Origin of the sequence: Streptomyces sp. NPDC088147, assembly GCF_044741565.1 — a bacterium.
GTDB lineage: Bacteria > Actinomycetota > Actinomycetes > Streptomycetales > Streptomycetaceae > Streptomyces.
Genome location: NZ_JBIUSY010000009.1, coordinates 242,354 through 254,573, shown reverse-complemented (window position 1 = coordinate 254,573; position 12,220 = coordinate 242,354). Strand labels below are relative to the sequence as shown.

Here is a 12,220-nt window from a genome sequence, read left to right as displayed (position 1 = left end):
GGGGCGCGGTGATGCGACCATGACCGCATGGCTACCCATCTGATCACCGGTGCGGGCTCCGGCATCGGCGCCGCTGTCGCGCGCCGGCTGCACGAGCGCGGCGACGACCTGATCCTGTTCGCCCGTGACGCCGGCCGCGCCAGGGAACTCGGATCCGCGTTCCCCGGCGCCCGTACCCTCGTCGGCGACCTCGCCAACCCGGACCGGCTCTCCTGGGCGCTCGCCCAGCAGACGCTTCCCGACCGGCTCGACTCGCTGCTGCACATCGCGGGCGTCGTCGACCTGGGGCCGATCGGCGACCTGACCCCCAAGACCTGGCACGAGCAGCTGAACGTGAACCTCGTCGCCCCCGCCGAGCTGACCCGGCTCCTGCTGCCCCAGCTCCGGATCTCCCACGGCCAGGTGATCTTCGTCAACTCGGGCGCCGGGCTCAGCGCGCACGCCGAGTGGGGCGCGTACGCCGCGTCCAAGCACGGCCTCAAGGCGCTCGCCGACGCGCTGCGCGAGGAGGAGCGGGACAGCGGTCTGCGGGTGACCTCCGTCTATCCGGGCCGTACGGCGAGCCCCATGCAGGTCAAGGTCCACCAGCAGGAGGGCAAGGAGTACGACGCCGGCCGCTGGATCGACCCCGGGTCCGTGGCGACGACGATCCTCACGGCGCTCGACCTGCCGCGCGACGCGCGGATCGACGACGTGACCGTACGGCCGGGCCGGTGAGCGAGCGGATGGACGCGGCGCGGAACGCATCCCGGGGCGACGCGCGGAACGAGCCGGTCCCGGCACCGCGGGCCGAGCCGGCCGGAAGGGTCTGGGGAGCCGCCACGGGGATCGGCTCGATGCCCGGCGGCGACGCGCGGGAGACCGCCAAGGCCGTCACCGGCAGCTTCGAGGACTTCCCGTATCTGGCCGAGCTGCCCGCCCGTGGCCCCGGCGCCGACATGATCGGCCGGACGGCGGGGCTCCTCGTCGAGGTCTACGCGCGTGTGGAGCCCAGCGGCTGGCGGATCGGCGACCGGCCGGGCCGTGACACCAAACGGGCCTGGTCCTGGATGGGCGAGGACCTGGACGCCCTGGAGGAGTTCACCCAGGGGTACGTGGGTCCGCTCAAGGTCCAGGCCGTCGGGCCGTGGACGCTGGCCGCCTCCCTGGAGCTGCGCAACGGCGAGTCGGCGCTGAGCGACCCGGGCGCGTGCCGGGACCTGACCGGCTCGCTGGTGGAGGGGCTGACCGCGCATCTCGCGGAGGTACGGCGCCGGGTGCCCGGCGCCGTACCGGTGCTCCAGATCGACGAGCCGTCCCTCACCGCCGTACTGCGCGGACACGTGAGGACGGCCAGCGGCTACCGCACCCACCGCGCCGTGGACCGCCAGGTCGTGGAGAGCGCGCTGCGCGAGGTGACCGCGCTGAGCGCGGGGACGGCGGTCGTGCACTCCTGCGCGCCCGACGTCCCCTTCGCGCTGCTGCGTCGGGCCGGCGCCGCCGCGGTCTCGTTCGATGCCGGTCTGCTCACCGAACGTGACGAGGAGACCATCGGTGAGGCGGTCGAGGGCGGAACGAAACTCTTCGCCGGAATCGTGCCGGGCACTGACGGCCCATTGTCGGACCCTGCCGGTAGCGTCATGGGTGTCAGGACGCTGTGGCGCAGGCTGGGGCTGAATCCGGGGACTCTCGCGGAGTCCGTGGTGCTCACCCCGTCGTGCGGGCTCGCGGGGGCCTCTCCCGCGTACGCGCGCGCCGCGATGGCGCACTGCGTCAGGGCCGCGAGATCCCTCGTGGACAACCCTGAGTGACGATCCGGATGCCGGGTCATGGTGAACGGGAGGACGAGACGATGGCTGGCGAACAGCGGACGGCGGTGCCCGCGGAGGCACGGGAGCGGCATGCCCAACTCGCCGAGCAGATCGAGGAGCACCGCTTCCGGTACTACGTGAAGGACCAGCCGGTCATCAGCGACGGCGAGTTCGACAGGCTGCTGCGGTCGCTGGAGGCGCTGGAGGAGGAGTATCCGGAGCTGCGCACGCCCGACTCGCCGACCCAGAAGGTCGCGGGGGCGTACGAGACGGACTTCACCGCGGTCCAGCACCGCGAGCGGATGCTCTCCCTGGACAACGCGTTCGACGACACCGAGCTGGCCGCCTGGGCGGACCGGGTCGCCAAGGACGTGGGCACGCCCGACTTCCACTTCCTGTGCGAGCTGAAGGTCGACGGGCTCGCGGTCAACCTCACCTATGAGCACGGCAGGCTGACCCGCGCCGCCACCCGCGGCGACGGCCGTACGGGCGAGGACATTACGCCCAACGTCCGTACGATCGCCGAGATCCCGCACCGGCTGGCGGGCGAGCGCGTCCCGGATCTGGTGGAGGTCCGCGGCGAGGTCTACTTCCCGATGGAGGCGTTCCAGGAGCTGAACGCGCGTCTGGTGGCCGCGGGGGACAAGCCGTTCGCCAACCCGCGCAACGCGGCGGCGGGTTCACTGCGCCAGAAGGACCCCAAGATCACCGCGACCCGCCCGCTGCACATGGTGGTGCACGGCATCGGGGCCCGCGACGGCTTCGACATCGACTGCCTCTCGCACGCGTACGGCCTGCTGCGCGAATGGGGGCTGCCGACCGCCCGGCACAACAAGGTGGTCGGATCGATCGAGGAGGTGCGGGAGTTCATCGCGTACTTCGGCGAGCACCGGCACTCCGTGGAGCACGAGATCGACGGTGTGGTCGTCAAGCTCGACGAGATCCCGCTCCAGGGCCGGCTGGGCTCCACCTCGCGCGCCCCTCGCTGGGCGATCGCGTGGAAGTACGCGCCCGAGGAGGTCAACACCAAGCTGGTGAACATCCGGGTGGGCGTCGGCCGCACCGGACGTGTCACGCCGTACGCGCAGGTGGAGCCGGTCACGGTCGCCGGTTCCGAGGTCGAGTTCGCCACGCTGCACAACCAGGACGTGGTGAAGGCCAAGGGCGTCTGGATCGGTGACACGGTCGTGATCCGCAAGGCCGGCGATGTCATCCCGGAGATCCTCGGCCCGGTCATCGATCTGCGCCCCGAGGACGCGTACGAGTTCGAGATGCCCGCGGTGTGTCCCGAGTGCGGTACGGAGCTGCGGGCCATGAAGGAGGGCGACATCGACCTCCGCTGCCCCAACGCCCGCACATGCCCGGCCCAGTTGCGGGAGCGGCTGTTCTATCTCGGTGGCCGCAAGTGCCTGGACATCGAGAACTTCGGCTATGTGGCCGCCGCCGCCCTGACCAGACCACTGGAGCCGGAGACACCGCCGCTGCTGGACGAGGGCGATCTCTTCGACCTGACGGTCGAACAACTGCTGCCCATCAAGGCGTATGTGCTCGACCAGGACAGCGGGCTGCCCAAGCGCGACCCGAAGACGGGTGACGAGAAGGTCGTCACGGTCTTCGCCAATCAGGAGGGCGAGCCGAAGAAGAACGCCCTGGCGATGCTTCAGCACATCGCGGCGGCCAAGGAGCGTCCGCTGGCCCGGGTCATCGCCGGGCTCTCCGTCCGCCATGTCGGACCGGTCGCCGCCGAGGCGCTGGCCAGGGAGTTCCGCTCGATCGACCGGATCGAGCAGGCCACGGAAGAGGAGCTGGCGGCGGTCGACGGAGTCGGGGCGATCATCGCCACCTCCGTCAAGGAATGGTTCGAGGTCGACTGGCACCGCGAGATTCTGCGCAAGTGGCGGGCCGCCGGGGTACGTATGGAGGAGGAGGGCACCGGCGAGGACGACGCACCAAGGCCGTTGGAGGGCCTGACGGTCGTTGTCACGGGCACGCTGGAGCGCTACACGAGGGATGGCGCGAAAGAGGCGCTTCAAACCCGTGGCGCGAAGGTGACCGGGGCCGTCTCGAAGAAGACCGGCTTCGTGGTGGTCGGGGAGAACCCCGGTTCGAAGTACGACAAAGCGATGCAACTGAAGGTTCCGGTGCTGGACGAGCAGGGGTTCACCATCCTGCTCGAACAGGGTCCGGACGCGGCCAGGGGGGCCGCTGTCAGGCCCGAAGAGCCATCGGCCACCCCCGAGGAGTAGCGCGAAATCCCCCGGAAAGCGGAGTCCCACACCGTCGAATTCGGGCCGCAAAGCTCACCCGTTCGGCGCATACCAGATGGATACGGATGGGCAGGTCGCATTCGGGCAACAGCTGTAGAGCGCTGCCCGTCGGAGCGTTCCGCGGCCTACTGTTGAGAGGTGCGCCTGTCGTGAACGGCTGAGTGGTGTGATTCCGGCCGTGTGTGCATGACAACGTGACATCGCGTGGCATCGGCTTCGCCGGCTGTGAGAGGGACGGGAATGAAACCGACCGAGAGCGCCGCCCCGGTCTCACCCCCGCGCGGATTCGCGCGCATTGCGGGCCTTGCGGCCAGGACGCCCGCTCTTGTGGTGGGACTCGCCGTCGTCGTCCTGGCGACCGGACTCTTCCATACGGTGCGCGACGGCCACGCGCTCTTCCCCGGTGGCACATCGGGATGGGCGCTGGCCGTGCTGACCGGCATCATCGTGGGCCATCTGGTCGCCCTCGGCCGGGACCGCTGGTGGGGCGGCACGGGCTCCGGCGCCGCCCTCACCCTGGCCGTCCTGCTGCTCTACGGCTGGGTGGCCGCCGGACTGGTCTCCGTCGCCGTCGTGGTGCTGGTCGGGGTGGCCCGCAGGCACCGCTGGCGGCTGGGCGTCCTGCACGGCGCGGCGGACATGCTGGGCATCGCCGCCGCCGCGCTCGTCCTCGCCGCCTTCGATGTGGTCCCCACCGTCGAGGAACCCTGGCAGCCGCTCGACTGGGGGTTCGCCAGCGTCGTCGAGATCGTGCTGGCCGCCTCCGCCCACCTCGTGGTCACCCGGCTGCTGCTCTGGTACGCGCTCTCCCCGCAGGGCGGCGGACTGCCGACCGTCGCCCGAACGGCCCTGTACCGGCAAGGTCTGGTCGCGGTCGCCCTGCTCGGCATCGCTCCGCTGATCTGTGTGGTGGCGATGTCCCTGCCCGTCCTGCTGCCGCTCTTCGCGATCCCGCTGATCGCCCTCGACTCCACGCTGTGGATCGCCAGGGCACGGGCCGAGGAGCAGCTGCGCGACCCGCTGACCAAACTGCCCAACAGGCAGTGGCTGCTGGAGCGCACCTGGTCGGCGCTGGAGGAGGCGGAGGGCCTGGGCGCCAGGGCCGGACTGGTCCTGATCGACCTCGACCGGTTCCGCTCGGTCAATGACACGCTCGGTCACCTCGCGGGAGACCGGCTGCTGTTGCAGATAGCCGACCGGCTCCGGCTGGCCCTGCCACGCGGCGCGGAGGCCGCGCGGCTCGGCGGTGACGAGTTCGCGGTGCTGCTGCCGACCTGCGACTCCACGACCAGCGCCCAGCGGGTCGCCCGCCATCTCGTGGCCGAGCTGTCCTCGCCGCTGGACCTCGACGGGCTGACACTCGTCCTGGAGGCGAGCGCCGGGGTCGCCGTCTACCCCGAGCACGCGGTGGACGCCGAAGGGCTGCTGCGGCGCGCGGACGTCGCGATGTACCAGGCGAAGCGGGACCGTACGGGCGTCGAGGTCTACGAGTCCAAGCGGGACTCCAACACCCCCGACCGGCTCGGCCTGCTGGGCGATCTGCGCCGCGCGCTGGACGCGGGCGAGGTGGAGCTGCACTACCAGCCCAAGGTCCGGTTCGACGGCCAGGTCGCCGGGCTGGAGGCGCTGGTGCGCTGGGTGCACCCGGAGCGCGGCCGGGTCCCTCCCGACGATTTCATCGCGATCGCCGAGTCCTCCGGTCTGATGCCTCATCTCACCGAGTACGTACTGGAGATGGCGCTCGCCCAGGTCGCCCGCTGGCGGGCCCAGGGCCTGATGGTGCCGGTGGCGGTCAATGTCTCCCCGCGGGACGTGCACACCCCCGGTTTCGCGGGCGCGGTGGCGGCGAGACTGGCCCGGCACGGCGTACCGGCCGGCTCCCTCCAGCTGGAGATAACGGAACACGTCCTGCTGGAGGACCCCCAGCGGGCGGCCGACACCCTCGCGGGCCTGACCGGTCACGGCGTGAAGATGTCCCTCGACGACTTCGGCACGGGGTACTCCTCGCTGGTGCACCTGCGGCGTCTGCCGGTCAGTGAGCTGAAGATCGACCGCTCTTTCGTGGCCAGGCTCGCCGTCGACACCGAGGACGGGGAGATCGTCCGCTGCACGGTGGACCTCGCGCACTCGCTGGGCCTGCTGGTCGTCGCGGAGGGCGTCGAGGACGACGAGACCTGGGAGCGGCTGCGGGATCTGGGCTGCGACGCGGTACAGGGCTGGCTGGTGGCCGCCGCGATGCCGCCGCACGAGGCGACGGCCTGGCTGCTGGCCAGGGGCGAGCGCGGCTGGCAGCGCCCGGCGGAGCTGGAGGCGGCGCGCGCCCGCGAGCTGGCCGTCGAGCGCGCGCGGGAGCAGTCGGGCCAGGTCGTCCAGTGACGGCCGCCGGGCCGGCCGTCCGCTGACGGGAACGGCTGATGGGAACGGCTGCCGGAAGGGGAGCGGAGGGGGACGGGGGAGCGGTGGGCGGCGGCCCCCGGGACGGGGTTCCCGGGGCCTCCGGGACCGGGTGAGGGCAACCGTTTCGTGGCCAGGGGCCCCGGCCCCATAGGATTGGGCCACAACCCATCGCACTCACCCCTGAGGATCGCTGCATGCCTGGCATTACGCGCGAGGAGGTCGCCCACCTCGCCCGGCTGGCGCGTCTGGAGCTGAAGGCCGAAGAGCTCGACCACTTCGCCGGACAGCTCGACGACATCATCGGCGCGGTCGCCCGCGTATCCGAGGTAGCCGACCAAGACGTACCGCCGACCTCCCACCCGCTGCCGCTGACCAATGTCATGCGCGCGGACGAGGTCCGTCCTTCGCTCACCCCCGAGCAGGCGCTCTCCGGCGCCCCTGCCCAGGAACAGCAGCGTTTCAAGGTGCCGCAGATCCTGGGGGAGGACTAACAGCCATGACGGTCAACAGCAAGATCGAGAACTGCGTCAAGCTCACCGCCGCCGAGATCGCCGCGAAGATCGCCTCCGGCGAACTCACGGCGGTCGAGGTCACCGAGGCCCATCTCGCCAGGATCGAGGCCGTCGACGAGAAGGTCCACGCCTTCCTCCACGTCGACCGCGAGGGCGCGCTGGCCCAGGCCCGCGCCGTGGATGCGAAGCGGGCGGCGGGCGAGAAGCTCGGACCGCTGGCCGGTGTCCCGCTCGCGCTCAAGGACATCTTCACCACCGAGGGCGTGCCGACCACCGTCGGTTCCAAGATCCTCGAAGGCTGGATCCCGCCCTACGACGCGACGCTCACGAAGCGGCTCAAGGCGGCCGACGTCATCATCCTGGGCAAGACCAACATGGACGAGTTCGCCATGGGGTCGTCCACGGAGAACAGCGCGTACGGCCCCACCGGCAACCCCTGGGACCTGACCCGGGTGCCCGGCGGCTCCGGCGGTGGTTCGTCCGCCTCGCTCGCCTCGTACCAGGCGCCGCTCGCCATCGGCACGGACACCGGCGGCTCGATCCGTCAGCCCGCGGCCCTGACCGGCACGGTCGGCGTCAAGCCGACGTACGGCGGGGTCTCCCGCTACGGCATGGTCGCCTTCTCGTCCTCCCTGGACCAGGGCGGCCCCTGTGCCCGTACGGTCCTGGACGCCGCCCTGCTGCACGAGGCGATCGCCGGACACGACCCGCTCGACTCGACCTCCATCGACGCCCCGGTCCCGCCGGTCGTCGAGGCGGCCCGCAACGGCTCGGTCGCCGGGATGCGCGTCGGTGTCGTCAAGCAGTTCCGCGGCGAGGGCTACCAGGCCGGTGTCGTCCAGCGCTTCGACGAGTCCGTGGAACTGCTCAAGGGGCTCGGCGCCGAGATCGTCGAGCTGGACTGCCCGTCCTTCGACCTCGGACTCGCCGCGTACTACCTGATCGCGCCGTCCGAGTGCTCCTCGAACCTCGCCCGCTTCGACGCCATGCGCTACGGCCTGCGGGTCGGCGACGACGGTACGAGGTCCGCCGAGGACGTCACGGCCCTGACCCGCGAGGCCGGCTTCGGCGACGAGGTCAAGCGCCGCATCATGCTCGGTACGTACGCGCTCAGCTCCGGCTACTACGACGCGTACTACGGCTCGGCACAGAAGGTCCGCACCCTCATCACCCGGGACTTCGAGAAGGCGTTCGAGCAGGTCGATGTGATCGTCTCGCCGACGACCCCGACCACCGCCTTCCCGATCGGCGAGCGCGCCGACGACCCGATGGCGATGTACCTCGCGGATCTGTGCACCATCCCGACCAACCTGGCCGGCAACGCGGCCATGTCGCTGCCCTGCGGTCTCGCGCCGGAGGACGGGCTCCCGGTCGGACTCCAGATCATCGCCCCCGCCATGAAGGACGACCGGCTCTACAAGGTCGGTGCCGCGGTCGAGGCCGCCTTCGTGGAAAAGTGGGGACACCCGCTGCTTGAGGAGGCTCCGTCACTATGACCAGTGCAATGAGCAAGGCCAAGGGCTTCAAGAAGTCCAAGGCCGGCACATATCTGTCGATCGGGTCGAGCGCGTTCGGCGCGATCAGCGTCGTCAAGCAGGCCAGGACGGCCCGCAAGGACAACGACACGCTCCGGCTGGTCGACGCGGTCGTCTCCGCCGCCGCCCTCGTCACGGGCGTCGCTCTGCTCCTGCGGGAGCTGAAGCGCCTGGGCGACGACGACGTCCTGCTGGGCTGACCGGCTGCCGGGGGCCCGCTCAGGGCGGGCTCCCCGGCACCCCACCGCGGCGTTCCGCCGCTGTTGCCACCGTTGCCACGGAAGGAGGTGACCCGGTGATCACCCGCATCGAGATCGACGGCTTCAAGTCGTTCGTCGGCTTCGCCCTGGACGTACGGCCCTGCACCGTGCTGATGGGCGTCAACGGCGCGGGCAAGTCGAACCTGCTGGACGCCCTGGACTTCGTCCGGCGGACGGTCACCATGGGGCTTCCGAGGGTCTTCGACGGCGACAACCCCCGGCTCGCGGCGCGGGATCTCTTCCATCACGCCGACGGGCCCGGCGGCGCTTACACGGCATCCGAACTGACGATCAAGATCGGCATGATCGCGCCGAGCGCCCACGGGCCGCTCCCGCTGGTCGTACGGCTCGTGGTGGACCGCGAGGGCGAACCGTCGGGACCTGTGAAGGCCACGGTCCGCCGTGGGCGCAGCGGGGTGTGGGTGAGCAGCCTCGCGCGCACGGACTGGATGGACCGTCTGGAGCTTCCGCAGCCGCTGCGCACGGCTCTTCTCACCGCGCGGAAGTCGTTCGTGGAGAGCATGGGGATCGACTGGGTCTCCCTCAAGGACAAGGTGCCCTCCACCGAGGGGACGGCAGCGCTGCTCTCGCATCTCCTCCGCGAAATCGAGACCTGGGAACGGATCGCACTCGATCCGGCCGCCATGCGCAGGCCCTTCGGCGGCAGCGACGAACTGACGCTCCTGCCGGACGGGAGCAATCTGGCGGCCGTGCTGGGGCGCCTCGGTCCCGGAGAACTGCGCGACATGGAGGCCGACCTGGCCGCGCTGATCCCGGAGGCGTCCGGGATCAGGCCACTGTTCGACGACCGGCGCGGCGAGTACGACTTCGACGTACGGTTCCGGCACACCGGCTGGACGTCCCCGCCGATGCTGTCCGACGGCACGATGCGCGTCCTCGCTCTCCTGGCGGCCTGGTACGACGACCGGCGGGCCGGGCTGCTGGCCGTCGAGGAGATCGAGAACGGCCTGCATCCGACCCGGATCGCCGAGCTGGTCAGGCGGTTGCGCAGAGACGTGGACGACTTCCCCGGCCTCGCCGACCGGACCACCCGGACGTACGGGTTCCGCCAGCTGATCGCGACCACGCACTCTCCCGTCCTGCTCTCCGCCCTGCGCGACGACGCTTCGGGAAGCCTGGTCTTCCTGGAGCAGGCGTCGCACATCGACCCGGCACGCACCGGCGTCTCGACCGTGACCCGGGCCCGTCCCGTCCGTACGCCCGTGGCGGACGAGGAGCCGGGCGACACGGTCACGGCCGAGCAGGTGAAACGTCTGCTGGAGTCCATGGGACAGGTGGTCGCGTGAGCCGCGTACGCCTGCTCAGGTTCGGGCTGCTCGCCGAGGGGCCGAGCGATCTGCCGTTCCTCGAACGGCTGGTCATCCGGCAGCTGGAGGAAACCCTGCACGCCAGGGCGCTCAAGGCCACCGAGGTACTCACTCCCTGCGAAAAGAGCGAGGTCCACAGCACAGCCGAGCCGAAGGTTCTCCTCGAAGCCGCCACGGAACTGGCCGGCCGGTGCGACGTACTCTTCGTGCACCGGGACCACAAGGAGATTCCGGATGCCCAGGGGCTGCTGGAGGCGCTTTCCGCGCTCCCGAAGCAGTCGGCGGCGCCCGTGCTGCTCGGTCCCCGGGTGATGACCGAGTCGTGGGTACTGGCGGACCGGGCCGCGCTGACCCGGGTGCAGCCGGCCGCCGACCTGTCGGCGCATCCGCATCCGCACCCCGCCGATGTGGAACACGGAAACCCGGCGCCCGGCCATCCCGCTCACCCGAAGCGCGTGCTGGCGAACGTACTGAAGAAGGCCCGGCGGTCCGACCCCGGCGATTACTTCGCCCGCCTCGCCGACGAAGTGGATCTCTCCGTACTCGGAAAGCTGCCGTCCTACCAGCGCTGGCTGGCCGACACCGATGAAGCATTGATGAGGAAGAAGTACCTGTGACCGTCACTGAACTCGTGCCGTACGAGGACGCCCTCGCGACGTACGACCCCGTCATGGGCCTGGAGGTCCATGTCGAGCTCGGCACCAGGACCAAGATGTTCTGCGGCTGCTCGACCGAGCTGGGCGCCGAGCCCAACTCGCAGACCTGCCCGACCTGTCTGGGCATGCCGGGCTCGCTCCCGGTCGTCAACGCGATCGGCGTCGAGTCGGCCGTCAAGATCGGCCTCGCGCTCAACTGCGAGATCGCCGAATGGTGCCGCTTCGCCCGGAAGAACTACTTCTATCCGGACATGCCGAAGAACTTCCAGACCTCCCAGTACGACGAGCCGATCGCCTTCAACGGCTATCTGGACGTCCAGCTGGAGGACGGCGAGATCTTCCGCGTCGAGATCGAGCGCGCCCACATGGAGGAGGACACCGGCAAGTCGCTGCACGTCGGCGGCGCCACCGGCCGGATCCACGGCGCGTCACACTCCCTGCTCGACTACAACCGCGCGGGCATCCCGCTCATCGAGATCGTCACCAAGCCCATCGAGGGCGCGGGCGAGCGCGCCCCCGAGGTCGCCAAGGCGTACGTCGCCGAACTGCGCGAGCTGATCAAGGCGCTCGACGTGTCCGAGGCCCGCATGGAGATGGGCCAGATGCGGTGCGACGTGAACCTCTCGCTGCGCCCGCACGGGCGGGAGAAGTTCGGTACGCGCTCCGAGACGAAGAACGTCAACTCGCTGCGCAGTGTGGAGCGCGCGGCCCGCTACGAGATCCAGCGCCACGCCGCGGTGCTGAACTCCGGCGGCACGATCATCCAGGAGACCCGCCACTTCCACGAGGAGGACGGCTCCACCACCTCGGGACGGGTGAAGGAGGAGGCCGAGGACTACCGGTACTTCCCGGAGCCCGACCTCGTGCCCATCGCCCCGCCCCGTGACTGGGTGGAGCAGCTCAGGCAGGCCCTGCCCGAGCTGCCGCGGACGCGGCGCAACCGGCTCCGCGAGGAGTGGGGCGTCTCCGAGCACGACATGCAGTCGATCCTGAACGCGGGCGCGATCGCCTCGATCGTCGCCACGATCGACGCGGGCGCCCCGGCCGACCAGGCCCGTAAGTGGTGGATGGGCGAACTGGCCCGGCACGCCAACGAGTCGGGCCGCGGGCTCGACGAACTGCCCATCACCCCGCGGCAGGTGGCGCGGGTCGCGGAGCTCGTCACGGCCGGCGACCTCAACGACAAGCTGGCCCGCCAGGTGCTGGAGGGCGTGCTCGCGGGCGAGGGCGACCCGGACACCGTCGTGGAGAAGCGCGGCCTCAAGGTCGTCTCCGACGAGGGCGCGCTCGGCGCGGCCGTGGACGAGGCCATCGCGGGCAACGCGGCCATCGCCGACAAGATCCGCGCGGGCAAGGTGGCCGCGGCGGGCGCGCTGGTCGGCGCGGTCATGAAGGCCACGCGCGGCCAGGCGGACGCGGCCCGGGTGCGTGAGCTGATCCTGGAGCGGCTCGCTCCGGCGGAATGACCGGGCGCG

General features: G+C 70.8%; 10 protein-coding genes. All 10 read left to right on the top strand.

The window, feature by feature from the left end; all coding sequences use genetic code 11:
- Positions 1-27: 27 nt before the first annotated feature.
- The 10 genes from ACIOGX_RS29990 to gatB all read left to right on the top strand — a co-directional run bounded on the left by ACIOGX_RS29990 (position 28) and on the right by gatB (position 12,211).
- Complete coding sequence (locus tag ACIOGX_RS29990; protein ID WP_401761193.1) at positions 28-717, top strand: SDR family oxidoreductase; 690 nt, start codon at positions 28-30, stop codon at positions 715-717.
- Positions 714-1,790, top strand: coding sequence for a methionine synthase (locus tag ACIOGX_RS29985; protein ID WP_401917755.1), 1,077 nt, complete (start codon positions 714-716; stop codon positions 1,788-1,790). Before ACIOGX_RS29990 ends, ACIOGX_RS29985 begins: the two co-directional genes overlap by 4 nt.
- Before the next feature lie 41 nt (positions 1,791-1,831).
- On the top strand, positions 1,832-4,036 hold the full coding sequence (ligA, locus tag ACIOGX_RS29980; RefSeq protein ID WP_401917753.1) for an NAD-dependent DNA ligase LigA: 2,205 nt from the start codon (positions 1,832-1,834) through the stop codon (positions 4,034-4,036).
- A 261-nt stretch (positions 4,037-4,297) separates the two neighbouring features.
- Positions 4,298-6,433, top strand: a complete 2,136-nt coding sequence (locus tag ACIOGX_RS29975; protein ID WP_356511263.1) for a bifunctional diguanylate cyclase/phosphodiesterase — start codon at positions 4,298-4,300, stop codon at positions 6,431-6,433.
- Between the two features lie 215 nt (positions 6,434-6,648).
- Positions 6,649-6,945, top strand: coding sequence for an Asp-tRNA(Asn)/Glu-tRNA(Gln) amidotransferase subunit GatC (gatC, locus tag ACIOGX_RS29970; protein ID WP_010984178.1), 297 nt, complete (start codon positions 6,649-6,651; stop codon positions 6,943-6,945).
- A 5-nt stretch (positions 6,946-6,950) separates the two neighbouring features.
- Complete coding sequence (gatA, locus tag ACIOGX_RS29965) at positions 6,951-8,462, top strand: Asp-tRNA(Asn)/Glu-tRNA(Gln) amidotransferase subunit GatA (protein WP_356511266.1); 1,512 nt, start codon at positions 6,951-6,953, stop codon at positions 8,460-8,462.
- Entirely contained in the window at positions 8,459-8,701 is a 243-nt protein-coding gene (locus ACIOGX_RS29960; protein WP_129771543.1) for a hypothetical protein, read from the top strand. Before gatA ends, ACIOGX_RS29960 begins: the two co-directional genes overlap by 4 nt.
- 95 nt (positions 8,702-8,796) lie before the next feature.
- Positions 8,797-10,068, top strand: a complete 1,272-nt coding sequence (locus tag ACIOGX_RS29955; protein WP_401917750.1) for an AAA family ATPase — start codon at positions 8,797-8,799, stop codon at positions 10,066-10,068.
- On the top strand, positions 10,065-10,706 hold the full coding sequence (locus tag ACIOGX_RS29950) for a hypothetical protein (protein ID WP_356511270.1): 642 nt from the start codon (positions 10,065-10,067) through the stop codon (positions 10,704-10,706). The genes ACIOGX_RS29955 and ACIOGX_RS29950 overlap by 4 nt, the downstream gene beginning before the upstream one ends.
- The gene (gatB, locus tag ACIOGX_RS29945) at positions 10,703-12,211 is read left to right on the top strand and encodes an Asp-tRNA(Asn)/Glu-tRNA(Gln) amidotransferase subunit GatB (protein ID WP_383969423.1); all 1,509 of its coding nucleotides are present in this window, start codon (positions 10,703-10,705) and stop codon (positions 12,209-12,211) included. The genes ACIOGX_RS29950 and gatB overlap by 4 nt, the downstream gene beginning before the upstream one ends.
- Positions 12,212-12,220 lie beyond the last annotated feature (9 nt).

Excerpts from the sequence above, each read along its gene's own strand:
- ACIOGX_RS29990 (WP_401761193.1), top strand. The coding sequence starts at position 28 with ATGGCTACCCATCTGATCACCGGTGCGGGCTCCGGCATCGGCGCCGCT.
- ligA (WP_401917753.1), top strand. The coding sequence starts at position 1,832 with ATGGCTGGCGAACAGCGGACGGCGGTGCCCGCGGAGGCACGGGAGCGG.
- ACIOGX_RS29975 (WP_356511263.1), top strand. The coding sequence starts at position 4,298 with ATGAAACCGACCGAGAGCGCCGCCCCGGTCTCACCCCCGCGCGGATTC.
- gatC (WP_010984178.1), top strand. The coding sequence starts at position 6,649 with ATGCCTGGCATTACGCGCGAGGAGGTCGCCCACCTCGCCCGGCTGGCG.
- gatA (WP_356511266.1), top strand. The coding sequence starts at position 6,951 with ATGACGGTCAACAGCAAGATCGAGAACTGCGTCAAGCTCACCGCCGCC.
- ACIOGX_RS29960 (WP_129771543.1), top strand. The coding sequence starts at position 8,459 with ATGACCAGTGCAATGAGCAAGGCCAAGGGCTTCAAGAAGTCCAAGGCC.